Raw genomic sequence first — 20680 nt, 5'->3', positions numbered from 1 at the left:
CGTTCGTTTCCGTCTATCTCGTCGGTATGGGGTGCATTCTAGAGGATTTCTAAAGCTTTGCAAGTGCTTTTAACTGGTTGTTTTATCGGGTGTTGTATTTTTATGCACTAAAAAGGTTCAAAAACATGCAGTCACACACCTAACCCAATAATTTTAAAGCAAAAATATAAATTTAATATTTCTGCTCTCTTTTTTCATTACTTTTGCACTGCTGCTGCTTTAATATTCACACTGAGAATTTTAACAGGTTGTTTCGGTACATCTTGATGTGGCCCTGCACGTCCTGTCGGTACTTTAGTGATCTTATCCACCACATCCATACCTTTAGTAACCTGACCAAAAACCGCATAACCTGCGTTATTGGTACTTCTATCTAGAAAGTTATTATCCACCACATTAATAAAGAACTGACTGGTTGCAGAATGCGGTAGGTTGGTTCGTGCCATCGCCAAAGTGCCACGTTTATTCGATAAACCATTGCTTGATTCATTTTGAATGGCTGGTCGAGTTGGCTTTTCTACAAAGTCCGCAGTCATACCCCCGCCTTGCACCATGAAACCCGGAATGACGCGATGAAAGATCGTGCCGTTATAAAACTTAGCTTTCGTATAGTCTTCAAAGTTTTTTGCTGAGATGGGTGCTTTATCATTAAACAGTTCAATTTCGATGTTGCCCATTGATGTTTTCATTTCAACAATCGTGTTATTTGCCATGACCGCCATACTCATACATGTAGCCGCCACTGCAACTAAACTCTTCTTTAACATTTCGTTACTCACAGCATTCAGATGTTATTAGATTTCGGTATATTAATCGTTCAGTATAAATAAAACACTACTTCTTCTAAGAAAACGAGAATAACGATGAATGAAGCTTTAGCCCTGTCTCAATTGAGTCAATTTCCACCTTGGCATTTACAAGGTGAAGCCTTTATTTTGAATTATTGGATTAGTCCGCAATTTATTCGACAATATAAAGCGTTTCGTATTGCCCCGTCCCCGATTGGTCGTGTGGTTCAAGTCATGTTGGTGCGTTATCATCAATCCCCTGTTGGACCTTATGATGAACTACTTTTACTCGACCATCCTTTACTGAGCAAACGGCGTTTAAGTTCGATTCCTAAAATTTATGTGTCTACACAGATTTCAGTTGAACATGGTCAACAACTTTGGGGTATTCCGAAAGAGTTCGCTCAGTTTGACTGGCATACGCAGCACGAAACAACACAATGTCAACTCAGCACTCAAGACCAAACCCTGTGTTTAACACTCACCCAGTGCAAAAAGGCACGTCCGTTTTATATTAATAGTCATCACATTCCACGTTCTATGCTCAAAATACAGCAAGCATGGCAAGGTCAACGTTATGAGTTTTCTCCACAGTTTCGCGCAAAGCTAATGAAACTGAAAAAATTTGAATGGCAAAACCATACCACTCTCTTTCCAGACTTTGGCCAAGCCAAGGCTCTACAAAGTTTTTATGTCCCGAGCTTTCAGCTCGTTTTTCCAGAAGCCAAAATCCGCTCTAAATAAAAAAAGAATGTTCCACGTGAAACATTCTTTTTAAAATTCATGCTTTTTTATTTGGCATTCTTATCCCAAAATTTTCTAAAATCCTTTGCCATATCTATGGTGATTTTTTTTGCCCGACGAGAAATGATGGTGAAGTTCACAAACCCATGGGGTTGATCTAGATAATTCTGATAATAAACCTTATTGCCCTGCTGCTTTAATTTGATGGCATAAATTTCACCTTCATCATGCAATAAATCATGACCTGCGGTGATGACAAAAGCGGGTGCGACACTTTTTAATACGCCATAAGTCGGCGAAACAATAGGATCATCCAGAGCTACCTGATGTTGTTCAGCATACAACGACGTCACTCTATCGACATCTTGCCCCGTTAAGGTCAGTCCATCTTTATAAGCAAAGAACGATGGATGGCGACTTTTGAAATCGACCACGGGGTAAATTAACAGTTGTGCACTTGGCGCATAAGCTTTTGCTGCAGTTCGCTGTGCCACCACGGCACTGATATTACCACCAGCACTATCGCCTGCCACCGCAATTCGGTTTTTCAAAATTTTGAACTGACGACGGTTTTGATAGACCCACGCCAAAGCATCTTCACAAGATTGAATTAATAAATTCGGGCCAACTTCTGGCGCCAAAGGATAATCAATACTGAGCACCTGTACTTTGGCATGGATTGCAAGTAAGCGACAGACTTCATCATGACTGTCGAGACTGCCGACCACGAAGCCGCCGCCATGATAAAACACCAGCATCGGAAGTTTCTTATTCGGTGCAGGATGATAATGCCGCGCAAACACAGTTCCACTTTGTAAAGGTAGACGTAAATCCTCCACTTGTTTTACAGCACTGGGTTTGGCGGTCAACATTTGAATTTGATGATCAAACAATTTACGCGAACGGTGGTAGTCTTCAAAAATAAAGCCCGATTTGCCTTGCTTATATTGAGCTGCCATTAAGCATTTAATAAAGGGGTCCAGTTGTTCAAACTGGTAAGGATAACCCAGCGCTTTAACCAAGCCTTCTTGTGCTACCGTCGGTAAGCGATCAATCACTCGGGCCGCACTGCCTTGGCCTTGTTCCATCCATTGTTGTAAAGTTTGATTCAACACGCCCATATCAATAATATCCTTTTATCGTTCTTCATATTCTCTACATGATCAGCACTTATGTGACCATTCTCTTATATAAGTCTTCACATCAAGATACATAGCAATACGCCCTATACGCTAATCTTCTTTTAAGAGCTTGTCATTGACAATTTTTATGCCGATTTAGGAGTGTTTTGCTACTCCGTTTTATGAAGGAGACCTGCCATGACTAAAAAAATAATATTCCTCTCGCTCATCAGCACCTTGTTTGTTGGTTGTGTGGCTTTTCCTGAGGATGGCTATTATGACGGACGCTATGATTATGACGATCGACGCTACGACCAGCATGATCGCTATGAACGTGAACGAGACCGCCAACGTTGGGAATACCAACAACGACAAAACCACATTGAACGCGAACGTCGCGAGGCAGACCGAAACCGCCAAAGACATGCTGAATGGGAACGCCAAAACCGCGAACAAGAACGGCAACGTATTGAAGCTGAGCGCAAACGGATCGCTAATCAACGTCATCAAGACTGGCAACAGAAAAAGCGTGATCAAGAGCGATTAAACCAAGAACGTAAACGCTATGATGCTGAGCGTCATCAACGACAAAATGCCGAACGCAAACGTCGTGAGCAAGAGCGTCAACGAACTGAAGATCGACGCAAACAATCCAATAACGATCGCAAGCAACGTCCCGATGATCAACGCCGCGATCAAAACAAAGGTTGGGATAACTCACGTCAAGAACGATAAAATCGTCATCGCACATCAGACTGATGAAATAACACGGCTGAACAGCTTGAGTTATTTACTCCCTAAAAAAGACCTTCACGGCATCCTGTGAAGGTCTTTAACAAAGCGAATGTAAGAGAAGTTCTCTTTTAAGCTTTATTGTTGTGTTGTCGCAGGTGTAGATTGGATGGGTTCAATCTGAGCCGCAGGATCTGCTTGAACCTCGACTCCAGCACTTCCCTCAACGGTTGCTGTTGCATCTGGTGCCGTGGTCACTTGAGCAGACTCTGGTGCAGTACTGGTTTCATTTGAGCTACAGCCCACAATGGCAAATGCTGAACCTAAAAGCGCTAGAGACAATAATGCAGTTTTCTTATTTAACATTCTTTCATTTCCTTTTACGTCATACAAAAATAGCAAAGCCAAACTTTGCCCTGCCTATCTTTGTCAAATCCGAAAACTTTTACACACGTGCTGAGTTGTAGTTTTTGCAGACTCGAGTACAACTTGTGCAATTTTTTATTAATTGGGCACAAATATCACCTTAGCACTACATCTCCACAGCAGCTCAAGTTAATATGCTGATTCTGCATTATTTCTTTCTTCGGTGAGCAGCATAAATAGGAACTCTATGCTTAGCCCATCAACTCTTCAGCATTGCAGAACTCTTGTATGCTGATACACGATTAAATAATGTTATTTTTAAATTTTAAGCAAAAAAAAGCTTAACCCAAGGCGGATTAAGCTCGAAAAAACATATAAAAATAAAGAAACCACAGCCTTAAAAATCGAATTTTGAGCGCAAAGCTCGAATCACTCTGACAGCATTATACCTTTACACTGAATAAAGTACTTTTGGGAGACGTACTATTCAAAAACCTAAATCTCTAAATTAGGAGGGTTTCCCCAAGCTATCCAAATAGATCGCAGTCACCATACTTTGCTCTCTCCACAAAGTATGATCACCGCTGATGAACTCATTATGTGATTAAGCGAAAAATTAGTAAAACAGATAAATTTAATTAAAATAATTCAATGTAACGATTAGATTTTTTCAACATCAAAAAACTAAAGCCAGATTGGAAATGAACCTTCGGACAGAATAAGCACTAAGAAAGCCTGATTTCAGCAATTTTTTATCAAAAATACATGAATTAATCACTGAAGCCGCTTGAATTTTTGGCTGTTGCCCCGACCTTTTGTAGTAATCCTGAATTCAATAACGCATGGCAGTTCAGATTAACCCAGTTAACACTGATGCCTGAAGGACTGTACATGTTTAAGAACCCATTTAAACGGAGTAAATCAATGGCGACTGAGCACAATCAAGAAGCTCAAGATCTAGGGCAAGAGCAAGCGGATTCACAAACAGCGCAAACTCAAGCTGAAACGGAGCAAGCTGAAGTTTCAGTTGAGGATTTACAAGCTCAAATTACCAATCTTGAAGAAAGCTTAAAACTTGAAAAAGCACGCACTGCAAATGCTGTATACGAAGCACAAAAAAGTGTAGAGCGTATTCAACGTGAATCCGATAAGCATAAAGACACCGTTCTCGAAAAATTCGCAAAAGAGTTACTGGACTCAGTGGATAATTTAGAACGTGCCATTAGCGCATCAGGTGAAGAAAAAACACCAATGTTTGAAGGTGTGGAACTGACGTTGAAATCGTTACTGACTGCACTGGAAAAATTTGGTGTGGTTGCAGTTGATACAGCAAATGGTTTCAATGCGGACTTGCATCAAGCAGTCGGGATTGATCCAAATGCAAAAGCCAACGAGATCGGAACGGTATTGCAAAAAGGTTATACCTTAAATGGTCGTTTGCTCCGTCCAGCAATGGTCATGGTTGGCGCATAAGCCCTATAAATTGGAGAGTTTGTAAAATTTTTTCTTCATTATCACTTGAAAAAAATTGAACGGCTCTCATATCGAATAACAAGCAAAAACATTGCAAAAATTTTTGAGGAATCATCCAAATGGCTAAAATCATTGGTATTGACTTAGGTACAACAAACTCTTGTGTCGCTGTACTTGAAGGCGACAAAGTTAAAGTGATCGATAACGCTGAAGGTGCACGTACAACACCATCGATTATTGCGTATAAAGATGGCGAAATCTTGGTGGGGCAGTCTGCAAAACGTCAAGCAGTAACTAACCCTAAAAACACATTATTCGCGATCAAACGTTTGATCGGTCGTAAGTATCAAGACCAAGCGGTTCAAAAGGACATCGGTCTTGTCCCTTACAAAATCATCAAAGCAGACAATGGCGATGCTTGGGTTGATGTAAACGACAAGAAACTTGCACCACAACAAATCTCTGCTGAAATCTTGAAAAAGATGAAGAAAACAGCAGAAGATTACTTAGGTGAAACGGTTACTGAAGCGGTGATTACTGTTCCTGCTTACTTTAACGATGCGCAGCGTCAAGCAACCAAAGATGCGGGTAAAATCGCAGGTTTAGAAGTTAAACGTATCATCAACGAACCAACGGCTGCTGCACTTGCGTTCGGTATGGACAAAAAAGAAGGCGACCGTAAAATCGCGGTTTATGACTTAGGTGGTGGTACTTTTGACGTATCTATCATTGAAATCGCTGACTTAGATGGCGACCAACAAATTGAAGTATTGTCGACTAACGGTGATACCTTCCTTGGCGGTGAAGACTTCGATAACGCTTTAATCGAGTTCTTGGTTGAAGAGTTCAAGAAAGAACAAAACTTCAACTTGAAACAAGATCCACTCGCATTACAACGTTTGAAAGAAGCTGCTGAGAAAGCAAAAATCGAGCTTTCTTCATCAAATGCAACTGAAATTAACTTGCCGTACATCACGGCGGACGCAACTGGTCCTAAACATTTAGTGATCAATGTAACGCGTGCAAAACTTGAAGGTTTAGTGGCTGATTTGGTTGAACGTACCATCGAACCTTGCCGTATTGCACTTAAAGATGCAGGTCTTTCAACGTCTGAGATTTCTGATGTGATCTTGGTGGGTGGTCAGTCTCGTATGCCACTTGTACAACAAAAAGTACAAGAGTTCTTCGGTCGTGAGCCACGTAAAGACGTGAACCCTGACGAAGCGGTAGCAATGGGTGCTGCGATTCAAGGTGCGGTATTGTCTGGTGACAAAACTGACGTACTTCTTCTTGACGTGACGCCGTTGACACTTGGTATCGAAACCATGGGTGGCGTGTTAACAGCAATTATTGAGAAAAACACCACGATTCCTGCGAAGAAATCTCAAGTGTTCTCAACTGCTGCGGACAACCAACCTGCTGTAGACATTTCTGTGTTCCAAGGTGAACGTAAAATGGCACAGCAAAACAAATTGTTGGGTAACTTCCAATTGGGCGACATTCCACCTGCTCCACGTGGCGTGCCACAAATTGAAGTATCGTTCGACATTAACGCTGACGGTATCTTAAAAGTATCGGCTAAAGATAAGAGCACTGGCAAAGAGCAATCTATCCAGATTAAAGCAAACTCAGGTTTGTCTGATGCTGAAATCGAAGCAATGATCAAAGATGCTGAAGCAAATGCTGAAGAAGATCGTAAGTTCGAAGAACTTGCGAAAGCACGTAACGAAGCGGATGCATTGGTATCTTCTGCTCAAAAAGCAGTGAAAGATCTAGGCGAGCAAGTAACTGCTGACGAAAAAACTGCTGTTGAAACTGCAGTCGCTGAGCTTGAAACTTCGACCAAAGAAAATGATGTAGAAGACATCAAAGCGAAAACTGAAGCACTTCAAAACATCATCATGCCGATCACGCAACGCGCTTATGAAGCTGCTCAAGGTCAAGGCGGTGCTGAAGGGTTCGACCCGAATGCATTCGGTGGTGACGCTGGTCAACAACAAAAAGCGGACGATGGCGTTGTAGATGCTGAGTTCACTGAAGTAAAAGATGACAAAAAATAATTTGTCTCTTTAATAAAAAACCGCGCGAAAGCGCGGTTTTTTATTACCTAAATATTGTTGTTTCACATTCCACTTTTACATTAGGCTGATAAAAAATTTAGATCTCAGCCTTCAATGAAAACTGTACAGTTGTGCCTCATCGTCCTCATTACTACCTTCGGTTCTGCATGTACCACAATAAGCCCCTCCGTAGAAACAGCTAAAAACCAACATCAGCAAAGCACGCAGCAGCAGATCCAACAAGCCTTCAATCAACTCCAAACCACGGGGGTGATTGTCATTAAGGATAAACATGGCTTACACAGCTACGGCAATGACTTGAGCCGTGCTCAGACACCCTATGTACCCGCCTCTACCTTTAAAATGCTGAATGCCTTAATCGGACTAGAACATGGTAAAGCAACCAGCACCGAGGTATTTAAATGGGATGGTCAAAAGCGCAGCTTCCCTGCTTGGGAAAAAGACATGACTTTAGGGCAAGCCATGCAAGCATCTGCCGTTCCCGTTTATCAGGAGCTTGCACGGCGTATTGGCCTAGACCTGATGAAAAAAGAAGTGCAGCGCATTGGATATGGCAATCAACAGATTGGCACAGTTGTCGATAATTTTTGGTTAGTCGGTCCACTGCAAATTACGCCTGTTCAAGAAGTCCTTTTTGTAGAGAAGCTGGCCAATATACAACTCGCTTTTAAGCCAGATGTGCAACATACCGTACAAGACATGCTGCTGATTGAACAAAAACCGAATTATAAACTCTATGCAAAATCAGGCTGGGGCATGGACCTAGAACCGCAAGTGGGCTGGTGGACAGGCTGGGTCGAAACAGCAACAGGTGAAAAAGTGTATTTTGCTTTGAATATGCATATGAAAACAGGGATTTCAGCTAGCGTGCGTGAGCAACTGGTCAAACAAAGTCTGACAGCGTTGGGAATAATTTAAACCCACAAAGAAGACGCATTTTTTATGTTGCAAAGGTATTATTTACGCTAAAGTAGCTAAAAATAAAGATATATGAAGAAATATGCGTCAAAGTCTCTTGTTTGCTTTACTGGGCTTTTTAGGGTTGATTCTGTATCAAAATATACAACAGCCCCAGCTGCGTCTCAACCCACTGCTGGATCGGCTCACCCATCCTTTCGATCAGCGTATTCGCTATCGTATTGCGGAAGTCGATCCACGTTTTGCTCTTAGTGAACATGAGTTAAAGCAGATTAGCCAGCAAGCCACGGACATTTGGAAACAGGGTTTGGGCCAAGACTACTTTGTCTATGACCCTAATGCTCGGCTCAGTATTCGACTCATTTATGACCAGCGTCAAGATGAGTCGTTACAACGCCGCGATCAACTGTCTAAACTGACACAAAATGAACACGGGCTGAGTCAAAAAAATAATGAACTCAAAGCCATGCAACAAAATCTGGCACGTCACTCAGGGGCCTTAGATGTGCAAAAACAGAGTCTACAAGAACTTAGCCAAAACTATAATGCCATGATCCGTCAGTATAACCAGCACGGCGGAGTTCCTGCTTCGCAGCAAGCGGCCGTACAACAGAGTTTGGCGCAGCTGCATCAACAGCAACACGTTTTAGACCAACAAATTGCCAGCTTTAATCTGCAAGTGAATGCCTACAACCAAAAGATAGATGAGCTGAACCGTTTGGATCAAGGTCACAATCTGGCCATCGACCAGTTCAACCAGCGCTTTCAACCCCGTTTATTTGATAAAGGACTGTTCAATGGGCGTGAAATTCATATTTATGAGTTTGAGTCCAAAGAAGACTTACGTCTGACTTTAGCACATGAATTTGGCCATGCCCTCGGCATGAAACATCATAATGATCCGAAAGCCCTGATGTACCCAATGCTAGAAGAGCAAGACATCCAGCATTTTCGTTTACAAAGTGCCGATATTGCGTTGTTTAATGCCCGTTGAAGTGATGGATTGCTAAAAATAATTACCTAATTTCAATATGTGTATGAAATACAATCACAGCACATCTTGACTCGGGTTCATGTTATTGTAAATAATTGAATATCCACTAGAAGCTTTGGAGACGAATGTGAGTTACTACCATATCTTAATCGAAGTAAATGACCACATCAGTACGATTGAAGAAACTCGTGATATCGAAATCTTTGATATTGTTGAGATTCAACCTTATCTCCATTCTATTCTATTGCCCTATTTTAATGAGCAGCTGTTAGAACTTGAAGATGAAAATTTAGAGTTTAAGGATGTTTTACATCTGGAAGTGAAACAGACGCTTTTACCGATCAATGACTTGATCGAAGAAGAACAGAAACTGTTACCGAGTGACACCGATGTCACCATTACTGCCTATGAAGTTTTTAATAACCGTGACTTAAGCCAAGATGTTACCACGATTATTTTTGACTTACTCGATGCAATTAAACTCGATTGAAAGTAAATGATTGCACATAAAAAAGCCCTCATCATGAGGGCTTTTTTAATCAGATCAGGCTTAGATCGAGAAAGATGAACCACAACCACAGGTCGTTGTTGCATTTGGGTTTTGCACGATGAAACGTGAACCTTCTAAACCTTCAATATAATCCACCACTGAACCGACCAAATATTGATAACTCAATGAGTCAACCAACATTTTCACATCACCATTGATAAATTCTGCGTCGTCTTCATTTTGGTTTTCAGCAAAGTTAAAACCATAAGAAAAACCTGAACAACCACCGCCCGTGACATATACACGAAGCATTAAATCTTGATTACCTTCACTGTCACGTAATTGACGTACTTTATTTGCGGCATTGTCGCTTAGTTCAAGTGCTTGGGCATTCATCTTAGATTCCTCAGTTCGGTTCAGCTGTCTTTCAAATCAAAAAGACCATATTTCGAGTATAGCATACTCAATATATGAGCCCTATTTGAATATTTAAAGTCAAATCAGACTAATTTTCTCAAGATTGTTTGTAATTTTCATCCTGTAGTCCACATTCAAAGTTTTTCGCCGCTTGCTTACAACGGAATTGCCATAACAGTTTCATCATTCGCTTATCGTAAATACCGCGGTTGGTGAGATCAATTCGTGCTTCCCGCATCATCTTTTGATAACCGGGTTGATCTGCAGCGGGCACCTGCATCCAATATTTTTGCGGAATTTCAGCTTTCATTTTACCCAAAATACCGAATGCACGCGGCAGCTGGCCTTTGACCCATTCCCGTGATTTTTGCCCATAACCTGCAGGGAATTTATCCGGACGAATGATAATATTGCCTGTGACCTGTAAAATCGGATAATTTACAATCGCCCCTTTCGTCCCCAAGCCTTTATGTAACTCTAAGGGCTTAAAAACCGCTGCAGGCGCACCAATAATGTCGACTTGACCGTTATTGAACTTTGCACCAAAGTTCGTGACATCGGCACTCACAGCTTGCGCACCAATTTGTTGAACCATGACTTTTTGTGCTTGGTCATAGTCTAAAACCGCAATTTTCTTGCCTGCGGCTTTTGCTACGGTATTGATGCTACGGTCATTCACCAATAAAAAGGCATCCCCCACAGGAATCACACCTGCCACTTCATACTTGCCATTGACCATATGTTTAGCAAAAGTTGGGCTGGCCAAGCCTTGCATCACTTTAACCGCTAAATTGAGATCGGGAATCGCACCAATTGCGTCGAGTGAGCCTGTAAACGAATTAAATTGACGCCCGCGCATGCCTGTAACACTAATGGCATCGCATTTTCCTGCTTTAAAATCCTCAGCAATCACGGCTTCGTTTTGTCCGACCCGCAGTTCAATATCCGTGCCCCAGTTTTTAGCCGCCAACTGATAATCTTTCATCAAACTATAGACATCACCATTTTTACCGACTAAGTCGAATACACAAACCACTTGTTTGGCCTGTGCCATCGCTGTTGCAGAAATGACTAATGTCCCGATACTGAGGCTTTTCATCCACTGTTTCATGTATCTTCCTTTTGACTTATTGTTGTTTATTGTGATGAGCCATTCACTCGTGCTCTTTGTTATTTTTTAATGTCCCGACTGACACTTCACTCGGTTCAAAACCACTCATTTCCTACGCGCTATATAAATTAGCGGCATCAAGACCAATTAAATCGGTCGTTTAAAAGCAAAAAAAGAAAGCCCAATTAAACTGAGCTTTCTTTGATTACACTCGGCAAATTACTCACCACCCAGTGAGCATTCAAAGTTGGCTTTATCCACCGAGCAACGGGCTTTTTTCAACACCGACATCATTGCTGGATCATAAATGCCTCGTTTGGTCATATCCATCCGACCATCACGCAGCATTTTTTGATATTTGGTTTTGTCTTCTGCTGTGAGGTTCATTTTGTATTTTGCAGGAATGCCTGCTTCTAAACGACCAATCATCGCGATGCTTTTCGGTAGGTTTTTCACAAACCAATCTCGCGATTTTTGTCCAAAGCCTGCGGGGAATTGATCTGGGCGAATCACAAAGTCAGCTGTCACTTGTAGTACAGGGAAGTTAAACATGGCGCCGTTCGTGCCTAAACCTTTATAAATTTCTAGGGGCTTATAGGCATAAGCAGGTGCGCCGACCATATCAACTTGACCATTATTAAACTTCGCCACAAAGTTAGACACATCGGAAATCACCGCTTGCGCACCGACACGTTGCACCATGATTTTTTGGGCATCGTCATAGCCCAAGACTGCAAACTTTTTACCTGCCGCTTTTTCAATGGAATTAATACTTTTATCTCGTACAAAAATAAAAGCCGAACCTAAAGGCGCAATCCCTGCCACTTCGTATTTTTTACCGCTAAGATTGGTCACCATTTTTGCTGCATTACGCTGATCCAATGCAAAAGTAATCGCACGTTGTGCAATGGCATTGCTTGGCGCTCCGCCCAATGCATCAATAGAACCGACAAATTTATTGTACTGGCGTGCACGCATAGCGGTCATAAACACGCCATCACACTTGCCTGCTTTAAAGTCGTTGTCGGCAACGGCTTCATCCTGACGAGGGATTAAATTAATTTCAGCTCCCCAGCCTTTTGCCGCCAAAGCCCATTCTTGCGCCATTTGATACGACTCACCAGATTTGCCAAGCAAGTCAAATACACAGATGTCCACTTTGGCCGCTTGTGCTGTCGACGCTACACCCAAAGCAGAAAAAGCAGCGAGTGCGAGGGTTAATTTTTTCATTCTTGTGTCCTTGTTCGTTTTGTTGTTTGACAGGTGTCCATACACATGCAAAATATTAAGCAAGTTAAAATTAAAAAAATAGAGCATTTACTCAAAAATTACTGTCAATTGGGCAAATTTTTTTCTTTTCTCTCTTTTTTATTTTCACAGGATTAGTAAAAGCATTTTAAATTCATCACATTAAAATAAAAATCCTGCATCATCCGTTTTACATGAATGATGCTTAATATTACAAAGAAATACAGATTTTCACCTTATTCACCGCCCAATGAACATTCAAAATTGGTGCGTTCAACCGTACAGCGGGCTTTTTTCAACACGCGCATCATCCCTGGGTCATAGACCCCTTGTTTGGTTAAATCAATGCGCCCTTCCCTTAGCAAGCGCTGATATTTTTCTTTGTCTTCCTTGCTGAGTTGCATTTTGATTTTACTGGGAATGGCAGCTTCCAATCGCTGCACCATAGCAAAGGATTGCGGAATTTTTTGCAAAAACCATTGCCGTGATTGCTCGCCAAATTGAGCAGGAAAACGCTCGGGTCTGACAATTAAATCTGCAGTGACATTGACTACGGGAAAGTTAAGCATAGCCCCTTTAGAGCCTAGACCTTTTTCAATTTCTAAGGGTTTATAGGCATATGCAGGTGCAGCAACCACATCGACTTCGCCCGTATTAAACTTTTTTATAAAGTTGGAAATATCCGACATTACAGGCACAGCACCCACTCGCTCCACCATCACCCGTTGTGCCCGGTCATAATGCAGGATGGCAAATTTTTTACCTTGCGCTTTTTCGATGGTATTCAGACTTCGGTCTTTTACAAAAATATAGGCTGAACCAATCAAGCCGATACCTGCCACTTCATAACTTTCCCCTTGTAATGTGGTGGTCATGCGCTTGGTATTTCTAGGATCCAACACATATTCCACCGCCTTTTGTGCAATTTTATTGCTTGGCACTCCGCCTAAGGCATCAATCGAACCTGCGAACTTGTTATAGGTGCGCGCGCGCATTGAGGTCATATACACCGCATCGCATTTATCATTTTGAAAGGCTTTATCGGCCAAGTCTTCGTCCTGAAACGAAATCAACTGTACTTGTGCACCCCATTTTTTACTGACCAAAGCCCATTCTTCTAAGAATTTATAAGACTCCCCTGCTTTACCCAGTAAATCAAAGACACAGACCTGCTGCTTCGCCTGCACCATACTTGAGAAGCCGCACAGGGCTAGCGTCGATAAAATAAAAAATCCTTTTCTTTTCATTATTATCCCTTCATATTTTTGTTTTACTGGGAAAATATATCTGTGTGCTATTCCTCAATATAGGTCAAAAAAGGTCAATTTTTAGCTTTCCGACCAAAGGTCAAATGGTTTCATCCCCCCCTTAAAAGAAACGCTTAGAGATTTCAGTTCAGATAAATTTTGAATGTTTAGTCTTTTGCTGACGCATCCATTAGAATAGGCGCACCTTTTTCTGATATTTGATAGTTCCATGATTCAGCTTGATCAAGTTTCATTGCGCCGTGGTGGACGAGTGTTATTTCAAAAAGCATCCATGCAAATCCATCCGGGTTGGAAAGTTGGTCTCACCGGTGTCAACGGTGCTGGAAAATCAACCCTGTTTGCTGCGCTCTTAGGCTCGATAGGTCCTGATGATGGCACCCTAAGCCGCCCTGCCGTATGGACGGTGGCACACATGGCACAGGAAGTAAAAGCCTTAGATATGGCCGCGATTGATTTCGTCCTGACCGGTGATGAAGAATATTGGAACATTCAACAACAGCTCAACCATCCTGAACAGTTAACTGACACTGAACTGGCTGATTTACATGGCCGATTCGACGAAATTAACGGTTATTCCGCGCCCGCTAAAGCCGCTCAGCTTATGGCGGGTCTGGGTTTTATGGAACATCAAAACCAACTCTTGGTTTCGAGTTTCTCTGGTGGATGGCGAATGCGTTTAAACTTAGCGCGTACCCTGATGAGCCGTTCGGATCTATTATTACTGGATGAACCGACCAACCACTTAGATCTCGATGCTATTTTATGGTTAGAAGATTGGTTAAATGCCTATACGGGCACCCTGATTTTAATTTCGCATGACCGTGATTTCTTAGATGCCATTACCAACCGTATTTTACATATCGAAAATCAAGAACTCACCCTCTATAGCGGCAACTATTCCACCTTTGAAACCACTCGTGCAGAACGTTTAGCACAACAACAACAAGCCTATGAAAAACAGCTCGAAACACGGGTACATATTCAAAAATATATTGACCGTTTTAAAGCCCAAGCCACTAAAGCACGTCAGGCACAAAGCCGAATTAAACAATTGGAACGGATGCAGCTGCTGGCCCCTGCGCATGTCGACACCCCGTTTACCTTTAGCTTCCGTGAACCCACCAAAATGAGTTCACCACTGCTGACTTTAGAGCAGGCTGATATTGGTTATGGCGACAAACTGATTGCCACCAATATCAATATACAAATCACCCCGACGAGCCGAATTGGCTTATTGGGGATGAATGGTGCAGGTAAATCAACTTTAATCAAATCTTTGGTTGGTGATTTACCTTTATTGGCAGGACAACGCAAAGCCTCAGAACTGCTGAATATTGGCTATTTTGCACAGCATCAAATGGATTCACTGGATGAGTCGGCCAGCCCAATGCTGCAATTGGCACGGATTGCGGATAAAAAAATCAGTGAAGCGACCTTACGTGCCTTTTTAGGCAGTTTCGGCTTTAGTGGCGAGCGAATGGATACCCCTTGCGAGAGCTTCTCAGGTGGTGAACGTGCGCGTTTGGCATTGGCTTTAATCGTGTGGTTACGTCCTAATGTCTTGATTCTAGATGAACCGACCAACCATTTAGACTTAGATATGCGCCATGCGCTGACCATGGCTTTACAAGACTATGAAGGTGCTGTGGTCTTGGTTTCACACGAACGCCAACTGATTGCCAGCGTGTGTGATGACCTCATTTTAGTCCATGCTGGAAAATCCACCGAATTTGAAGGCGATCTTCACGATTATGCCAACTGGTTACGCCAAGCGCGCCTAGAAATGATTAAACAAGGCGGAATCGTAGCGCCGATCGTATCTAAAGTCAGCACTCAAAAAACTATGGTTTCAAAGGTTGATAAAGAAGCACAGCGTAAATTGGCCGCACAACGCCGTGAACAAACGCGCCCGATTCGTAAAAACATCGAAAAATGTGAAAGTCTGCTGGCAAAACACCAGCCACGTTTACTCGACATCGAAAGTTTACTCGGTGATGCTGGCCTATATGACGCTGCACGCAAAGATGAACTCATGAAACTGATGAATGAGCAAACCGAACTTAAAAGCCAAATCAGTGAAGCAGAAGAACAAATGCTAGAGCTGATGATGGAGCTTGAGGAGCTCGAAAGCTCATTCGAAAACGAATAATCTTTCCTCATACACCCTGCCCGCCATGTTTATGCATCGCGGGCATTTTTATGTCTTAACCATTTTGATTGATTTACTTTGCTGCAACACCAATCGATTTCCAAAAACATGCCTTTCGGTCTATACATGTAATTCAATAAGACACGCATAGTCTGAGCATTTTAAAAATATAAGTGATTGAAATTAAAATTATTGCTTAATAAATAAAGCGATAAATTGATTGATTTTTATTATTTAGAAATTCTTAAAAAGCAAAAAACAAGATTGTTTAATTTAGCTTAATTAATTGAATATTCAACTATATACAGCCCTATTTCCATGCATTTCACAGCTTAAAGCCAAATATAATCTTCACAACAGACAGCGAATCTCCATCATGTGCAGACATACACCTTTCAAGACAACAAGTTTTGAATTTAAAAAGAGGGAATAAATTTAAAAGATCTGATTTAAATTTAAAAATAAGGCAGAGTTTTAAATTTAAAGACCGCACTTAAAACAGCTGTGGATAAAATTATACGTATTTTAGCAGCTGATATAAAGTGCTATTTTTATTTATCCACAGGCCAGTGCTGTTTATTTATCCAGTTGTTTTAGGCAAATCCATCCTCTTTTTTACGCTCCTTTTCCTTAATTTAATGCAGCTCTTTGTGCCTTTAAAAAACGTAATTCTTGTATTTTCCATCCCTGATCAAAGACCCATGTTTCTTGGATTTGTTGGCGATTTTCAACCAAACCGATCAACACCTGACAGCGTGTTTGGTCACGATTAAACTCAAATTCTTCAAATTCGACGTCGGGTTTTTGAGGTTTCCAAACGCCATTTTTCACAGCATGCGCGATCTTTTCATAGCGCGTATAGTTACTCTCTACACGATCAGCTTGTTCATAGACCACTTTAAAATGCTCATCTTCATATTGAGCTAAAACCTCATAATTACCCGTAAAAAATGCATTCACCCAAATGTCGCGTACTTGTTCTAGTTGATTATCCATCATAATGACCTCACATTTTGCACTGTGCAAAAGACTTGATACTCACATCATGACATCGCTATAAGTCAGTTTAATAACAGTATGCACTGTTTATATTTTATTCAAAATCATAAAAAATGCTGTAAAAAAAAGCACCCCGTAGGGTGCTTTTATGGCTCATTTTGTAAAGCACTTAGGCATCAATATCCGCATTCAGTGCATTTTCTTCAATAAATGCACGACGTGGCTCCACATCATCACCCATCAAACAAGAGAACATACGATCGGCTTCAATCGCATCCTGAATAGTAACTTGCAACATGTTGCGGTTTTCAGGATCCATGGTAGTTTCCCAAAGCTGCTCCGCATTCATCTCACCCAAGCCTTTATAGCGTTGAATCATCATGCCACGACGGGAATCAGATAAAATATGTTGCCATACCTGATGGAAGCTAGTGACTGCAATTTTGCGATCACCTTTTTGTAGGTATGCGCCATCTTCAAGCAGCGTAAACCAGCTCTTAGAGTTCTTCAACAAACGTGCATATTCACCAGAACCCAATAAGCCTGCATCTAATAAATAGCTGTGTGGTAGATTGTGTACATAGATGGTGATACGAGGCAAGTAAGTCTCGATTTTTTGACCATCTGCTAGCTGTTTTTCAAACGTTTCTAAGCTTAACTCTGGACGCAAGCTCGGTTGAATCTCTGCCACAGCACTGCGCACTTGTTCAGCCCACTGCTCGACATAAGCTCGGTCATGGTTTTGATCAAGCTTAAAGCCTTCAACCGAAATCAACGCATCTAAGACACTGGCAGGATAACGTACAGTTAAACGCTGTAGGCTCTTCTGAGACGTTTGATAATCTGCAATCACATTCGCCAAAGCTTCACCACGGATTGCAGGTGCAGCAGCACTGATATGCAATTCAAGCTCATCAATCGCGTTTGAAATTAAATAAGTTTCAAGCGCATCATTATCTTTCAGATATTGCTCTTGCTTGCCTTTTTTCAGCTTATACAGTGGTGGTTGAGCAATATAGATATAACCACGTTCCACCAGTTCAGGCATTTGACGGAAGAAGAAGGTCAACAATAGGGTACGAATGTGCGAACCATCTACGTCAGCATCGGTCATGATGATGATCTTGTGATAACGTAGTTTGTCCGGATTGTACTCTTCACGACCAATACCACAACCCAATGCCGTAATCAGCGTGCCAACCTCTTGAGATGAAATCATCTTGTCAAAACGCGCACGTTCTACGTTTAGGATTTTACCTTTCAACGGTAAAATCGCTTGCATCTTACGGTTACGACCTTGCTTAGCTGAACCGCCTGCAGAGTCACCCTCGACTAGATACAATTCAGACAATGCTGGATCTTTTTCTTGGCAATCTGCGAGTTTACCTGGTAAGCCTGCAATGTCTAATGCACTTTTACGACGCGTCATTTCACGCGCTTTACGTGCTGCATCACGAGCACGAGCCGCATCAATGATTTTGCCTGCAATTGATTTTGCAGCTTGCGGGTTTTCAAGCAAATATTCAGAGAATGATTTATTCATTGCCTGTTCAACCGCAGGTTTCACTTCACTTGAAACCAACTTTTCTTTAGTTTGTGAAGAGAATTTCGGATCAGGCACTTTCACTGAAACAATCGCAGTTAAACCTTCACGTGCATCATCACCAGAAACCGCTACTTTCTCTTTTTTGAGTAAGTTTTCGTTTTCCATGTAGCTGTTTAGACCACGCGTTAATGCCGCACGGAAACCTGCTAAATGCGTTCCACCATCTTTTTGTGGAATGTTGTTGGTAAAGCAACGTACGTTTTCTTGATAGGTATCATTCCACTGCAACGCCACTTCAACACCAATGCCATTTTCAGCCTGTACGGTGAAATGGAAAATGTCATTCAGATGGGTTTTGCCTTGGTTAATATATTTCACAAACTCAGACAGACCGCCTTCGTAGTCAAACACATGTTCTGCATGAATACGCTCGTCACGCAAAACAATGCGCACGCCCGCGTTTAAGAAAGACAATTCACGTAAACGACGTGCCAAAATATCAACATTGAAAATGGTTTGGCTAAAAGTTTCAGCACTTGGCCAAAAACGGACAGTTGTCCCTGTGGTATCCGTATCCCCCACAACAGTCAATGGGTAAACAGGATCACCGTGTTTATATTCTTGTTGATGAATATGACCTGCACGATGAATCGTCAGTTCCAACTTACGTGACAAGGCATTCACTACAGATACGCCTACACCATGTAGACCACCTGAAACCTTGTAGCTATTGTCATCAAACTTACCACCTGCGTGCAGAATGGTTAAAATCACTTCTGCGGCAGAAACCCCTTCTTCAGGGTGAATATCGGTCGGAATACCGCGCCCATTGTCCGATACGCTTACAGATTCATCTTCGTGAATCGTCACCAAAATTTCATCACAGTGACCTGCAAGCGCCTCATCGATCGCATTATCCACCACCTCAAACACCATATGGTGTAAGCCCGAACCATCATCCGTATCACCAATATACATACCCGGACGTTTACGTACTGCATCCAATCCACGTAATACTTTGATACTAGAGGAATCATAAGCTTTTTCTGTGGTTTGTTCCGTTTGAGAAGCAGCTTGTTGATCTTCTGAACTCATGGTTTCTCCCTAGCGAAAAATAGGTCTATCCCGTGATGGGTAAAATCTAAAATCATTGTGCGACAACTTGAACTTGACCGTTTTCAACACAGAATAATTGATAAGAAATAGATAAATCATGTAAGTGATTTTTGACTGATTCATACTCTAAAGTGGTAATAAAAACTTGACTACCCAGTTGGCTCAATCGCTCAATTAAACGTTGTTGTGCTGTTAAATCTAATTCTGCTGTCAGATCATCTAATAATACCACAGTTTCCTTATTACAAGCATGTAGCATTGCAATCTGTGACAGTTTTAAGGCTATGATTAACAGCTTTTTTTGTCCACGTGACAGCACGACATCGGCATCGCCAAGGCTTGTTTTTAAACGCAAATCTGCCTTGTGTGGACCATACTCGGTATATCGCCGTTCAAGGTCTTTTTGATGATGACTTTGCAGGTCATTCAGTAACCCTAACTCGGTATGAAAGCCAGGGCTATATTCTAACTGAACCTCGATATCTGGCAGCAGGTGTTTTAAATCTTGCTCAAAAAAGCCCTTCCACTGCTCCACAATGCTGACGCGCTGCGAATGCAGCATTTCCCCATAATCACTGAGCATTTTGTTCCACGGCTCCAAATCTGCCAGACTTAGATTCCGTCGTGTTTTTAGTAAACTATTACGCTGTTTTAATGCTCGTGAATAATATTGCCATGCATGATAAAACTCAGGTTCCACGTGGAACATCAGCCAATCTAATAGTTGCCGTCTAGGCTTAGCACCATGATCAATAATATCGGTACTTTGCGGATCAATCAGTTGTAAAGGAAGAATCTTAGCCAACTGACCTTGAGTGGCAATGTTGTCGCCATTGACCTTGATGAGCTGTTCACCAGACAACAGCTTTTGCATCCCAATTTTTTCAGAACTGGATTGGGCAAAGACAATCGCGTCGTGGGTATCGGTTTGAATATAGTGTTTCGGAATATGGGTCCGAAAGGAACGTCCTGTCGCCAACAGATGAATGGCTTCTAAAATTGAGGTTTTACCTGAACCATTTTGTCCATAAAAAACATTAAACGGTTGCAATCCATGGAGAGCAACCGTTCTGAGATTTCGAACACGTTCGATGTTTAAACGCGTGATTTGCATGCCTG

18 protein-coding genes are annotated in these 20680 nt (G+C 41.8%); 8 read left to right on the top strand and 10 right to left on the bottom strand.

Annotated features, from left to right (window positions below):
* Positions 1-197: 197 nt before the first annotated feature.
* A complete protein-coding gene (locus tag PTT44_RS00295; RefSeq protein ID WP_168159884.1) occupies positions 198-767 on the bottom strand; it encodes a peptidylprolyl isomerase in 570 nt (189 codons plus the stop codon).
* Between the two features lie 96 nt (positions 768-863).
* Here PTT44_RS00295 and PTT44_RS00290 point away from each other — a divergent pair, with 96 nt between their 5' ends.
* Entirely contained in the window at positions 864-1532 is a 669-nt protein-coding gene (locus PTT44_RS00290; RefSeq protein ID WP_168159885.1) for an acetoacetate decarboxylase family protein, read from the top strand.
* Between the two features lie 47 nt (positions 1533-1579).
* Here PTT44_RS00290 and PTT44_RS00285 read toward each other — a convergent pair whose 3' ends face one another.
* A complete protein-coding gene (locus tag PTT44_RS00285; protein WP_168159886.1) occupies positions 1580-2653 on the bottom strand; it encodes an alpha/beta hydrolase in 1074 nt (357 codons plus the stop codon).
* A 198-nt stretch (positions 2654-2851) separates the two neighbouring features.
* On the opposite strand from PTT44_RS00285, the gene PTT44_RS00280 reads away from it, so the two are divergent.
* Positions 2852-3388 (top strand): hypothetical protein, encoded by a 537-nt coding sequence (locus tag PTT44_RS00280; protein WP_168159887.1) that lies wholly within the window; start codon positions 2852-2854, stop codon positions 3386-3388.
* Positions 3389-3523: 135 nt separating this feature from the next.
* Here PTT44_RS00280 and PTT44_RS00275 read toward each other — a convergent pair whose 3' ends face one another.
* Entirely contained in the window at positions 3524-3751 is a 228-nt protein-coding gene (locus tag PTT44_RS00275; RefSeq protein ID WP_004697397.1) for a hypothetical protein, read from the bottom strand.
* 924 nt (positions 3752-4675) lie between these two features.
* On the opposite strand from PTT44_RS00275, the gene grpE reads away from it, so the two are divergent.
* The 5 genes from grpE to PTT44_RS00250 all read left to right on the top strand — a co-directional run bounded on the left by grpE (position 4676) and on the right by PTT44_RS00250 (position 9707).
* Positions 4676-5224 (top strand): nucleotide exchange factor GrpE, encoded by a 549-nt coding sequence (gene grpE, locus PTT44_RS00270; RefSeq protein ID WP_168159922.1) that lies wholly within the window; start codon positions 4676-4678, stop codon positions 5222-5224.
* A gap of 119 nt (positions 5225-5343) precedes the next feature.
* Positions 5344-7284 (top strand): molecular chaperone DnaK, encoded by a 1941-nt coding sequence (dnaK, locus tag PTT44_RS00265; protein ID WP_062031141.1) that lies wholly within the window; start codon positions 5344-5346, stop codon positions 7282-7284.
* 114 nt (positions 7285-7398) lie between these two features.
* Positions 7399-8223: an OXA-211 family carbapenem-hydrolyzing class D beta-lactamase gene (blaOXA, locus tag PTT44_RS00260; protein ID WP_168159888.1), complete on the top strand. Its 825-nt coding sequence runs from the start codon at positions 7399-7401 to the stop codon at positions 8221-8223.
* An 82-nt stretch (positions 8224-8305) separates the two neighbouring features.
* Positions 8306-9217, top strand: coding sequence for a matrixin family metalloprotease (locus tag PTT44_RS00255; RefSeq protein ID WP_168159889.1), 912 nt, complete (start codon positions 8306-8308; stop codon positions 9215-9217).
* Positions 9218-9332: 115 nt separating this feature from the next.
* A complete protein-coding gene (locus PTT44_RS00250; protein ID WP_005401765.1) occupies positions 9333-9707 on the top strand; it encodes a hypothetical protein in 375 nt (124 codons plus the stop codon).
* Between the two features lie 60 nt (positions 9708-9767).
* Here PTT44_RS00250 and erpA read toward each other — a convergent pair whose 3' ends face one another.
* From erpA to PTT44_RS00230, 4 genes are all read right to left on the bottom strand, one after another.
* The gene (gene erpA, locus PTT44_RS00245; RefSeq protein ID WP_004697409.1) at positions 9768-10103 is read right to left on the bottom strand and encodes an iron-sulfur cluster insertion protein ErpA; all 336 of its coding nucleotides are present in this window, start codon (positions 10101-10103) and stop codon (positions 9768-9770) included.
* 118 nt (positions 10104-10221) lie between these two features.
* A complete protein-coding gene (locus PTT44_RS00240; protein WP_435781945.1) occupies positions 10222-11223 on the bottom strand; it encodes a putative solute-binding protein in 1002 nt (333 codons plus the stop codon).
* Positions 11224-11454: 231 nt separating this feature from the next.
* Positions 11455-12465 carry a putative solute-binding protein gene (locus PTT44_RS00235; protein ID WP_125281102.1) on the bottom strand — a complete coding sequence of 337 codons (1011 nt, stop codon included), beginning with the start codon at positions 12463-12465 and terminating at the stop codon, positions 11455-11457.
* 254 nt (positions 12466-12719) lie between these two features.
* The gene (locus PTT44_RS00230) at positions 12720-13730 is read right to left on the bottom strand and encodes a putative solute-binding protein (RefSeq protein ID WP_273795502.1); all 1011 of its coding nucleotides are present in this window, start codon (positions 13728-13730) and stop codon (positions 12720-12722) included.
* A 229-nt stretch (positions 13731-13959) separates the two neighbouring features.
* Between PTT44_RS00230 and PTT44_RS00225 the strand changes: the two genes are divergently transcribed.
* Complete coding sequence (locus PTT44_RS00225) at positions 13960-15900, top strand: ATP-binding cassette domain-containing protein (protein ID WP_273795501.1); 1941 nt, start codon at positions 13960-13962, stop codon at positions 15898-15900.
* 630 nt (positions 15901-16530) lie between these two features.
* Here PTT44_RS00225 and PTT44_RS00220 read toward each other — a convergent pair.
* The 3 genes from PTT44_RS00220 to recF all read right to left on the bottom strand — a co-directional run bounded on the left by PTT44_RS00220 (position 16531) and on the right by recF (position 20675).
* The gene (locus PTT44_RS00220) at positions 16531-16899 is read right to left on the bottom strand and encodes a hypothetical protein (RefSeq protein ID WP_168159892.1); all 369 of its coding nucleotides are present in this window, start codon (positions 16897-16899) and stop codon (positions 16531-16533) included.
* A gap of 169 nt (positions 16900-17068) precedes the next feature.
* Positions 17069-19540: a DNA topoisomerase (ATP-hydrolyzing) subunit B gene (gene gyrB / locus PTT44_RS00215; protein ID WP_168159893.1), complete on the bottom strand. Its 2472-nt coding sequence runs from the start codon at positions 19538-19540 to the stop codon at positions 17069-17071.
* A gap of 52 nt (positions 19541-19592) precedes the next feature.
* Positions 19593-20675, bottom strand: coding sequence for a DNA replication/repair protein RecF (recF, locus tag PTT44_RS00210; RefSeq protein WP_168159894.1), 1083 nt, complete (start codon positions 20673-20675; stop codon positions 19593-19595).
* Positions 20676-20680: the final 5 nt, after the last annotated feature.

The sequence above is a fragment of the Acinetobacter sp. Gutcm_16 genome (genome assembly GCF_028649355.1).
Taxonomy (GTDB): Bacteria; Pseudomonadota; Gammaproteobacteria; order Pseudomonadales; family Moraxellaceae; genus Acinetobacter; species Acinetobacter johnsonii.
The sequence above is the reverse complement of the archived record's forward strand: the minus strand, read 5'-3'. Positions and strand labels throughout refer to the sequence as shown.

Bases quoted from the DNA above. Each gene is read 5' to 3' on its own strand.
- PTT44_RS00295 (WP_168159884.1), bottom strand. From the start codon at position 767: ATGTTAAAGAAGAGTTTAGTTGCAGTGGCGGCTACATGTATGAGTATG.
- PTT44_RS00290 (WP_168159885.1), top strand. From the start codon at position 864: ATGAATGAAGCTTTAGCCCTGTCTCAATTGAGTCAATTTCCACCTTGG.
- PTT44_RS00285 (WP_168159886.1), bottom strand. From the start codon at position 2,653: ATGGGCGTGTTGAATCAAACTTTACAACAATGGATGGAACAAGGCCAA.
- PTT44_RS00280 (WP_168159887.1), top strand. From the start codon at position 2,852: ATGACTAAAAAAATAATATTCCTCTCGCTCATCAGCACCTTGTTTGTT.
- PTT44_RS00275 (WP_004697397.1), bottom strand. From the start codon at position 3,751: ATGTTAAATAAGAAAACTGCATTATTGTCTCTAGCGCTTTTAGGTTCA.
- grpE (WP_168159922.1), top strand. From the start codon at position 4,676: ATGGCGACTGAGCACAATCAAGAAGCTCAAGATCTAGGGCAAGAGCAA.
- dnaK (WP_062031141.1), top strand. From the start codon at position 5,344: ATGGCTAAAATCATTGGTATTGACTTAGGTACAACAAACTCTTGTGTC.
- blaOXA (WP_168159888.1), top strand. From the start codon at position 7,399: ATGAAAACTGTACAGTTGTGCCTCATCGTCCTCATTACTACCTTCGGT.
- PTT44_RS00255 (WP_168159889.1), top strand. From the start codon at position 8,306: ATGCGTCAAAGTCTCTTGTTTGCTTTACTGGGCTTTTTAGGGTTGATT.
- erpA (WP_004697409.1), bottom strand. From the start codon at position 10,103: ATGAATGCCCAAGCACTTGAACTAAGCGACAATGCCGCAAATAAAGTA.
- PTT44_RS00240 (WP_435781945.1), bottom strand. From the start codon at position 11,223: ATGAAAAGCCTCAGTATCGGGACATTAGTCATTTCTGCAACAGCGATG.
- PTT44_RS00235 (WP_125281102.1), bottom strand. From the start codon at position 12,465: ATGAAAAAATTAACCCTCGCACTCGCTGCTTTTTCTGCTTTGGGTGTA.
- PTT44_RS00230 (WP_273795502.1), bottom strand. From the start codon at position 13,730: ATGAAAAGAAAAGGATTTTTTATTTTATCGACGCTAGCCCTGTGCGGC.
- PTT44_RS00225 (WP_273795501.1), top strand. From the start codon at position 13,960: ATGATTCAGCTTGATCAAGTTTCATTGCGCCGTGGTGGACGAGTGTTA.
- PTT44_RS00220 (WP_168159892.1), bottom strand. From the start codon at position 16,899: ATGATGGATAATCAACTAGAACAAGTACGCGACATTTGGGTGAATGCA.
- gyrB (WP_168159893.1), bottom strand. From the start codon at position 19,540: ATGAGTTCAGAAGATCAACAAGCTGCTTCTCAAACGGAACAAACCACA.
- recF (WP_168159894.1), bottom strand. From the start codon at position 20,675: ATGCAAATCACGCGTTTAAACATCGAACGTGTTCGAAATCTCAGAACG.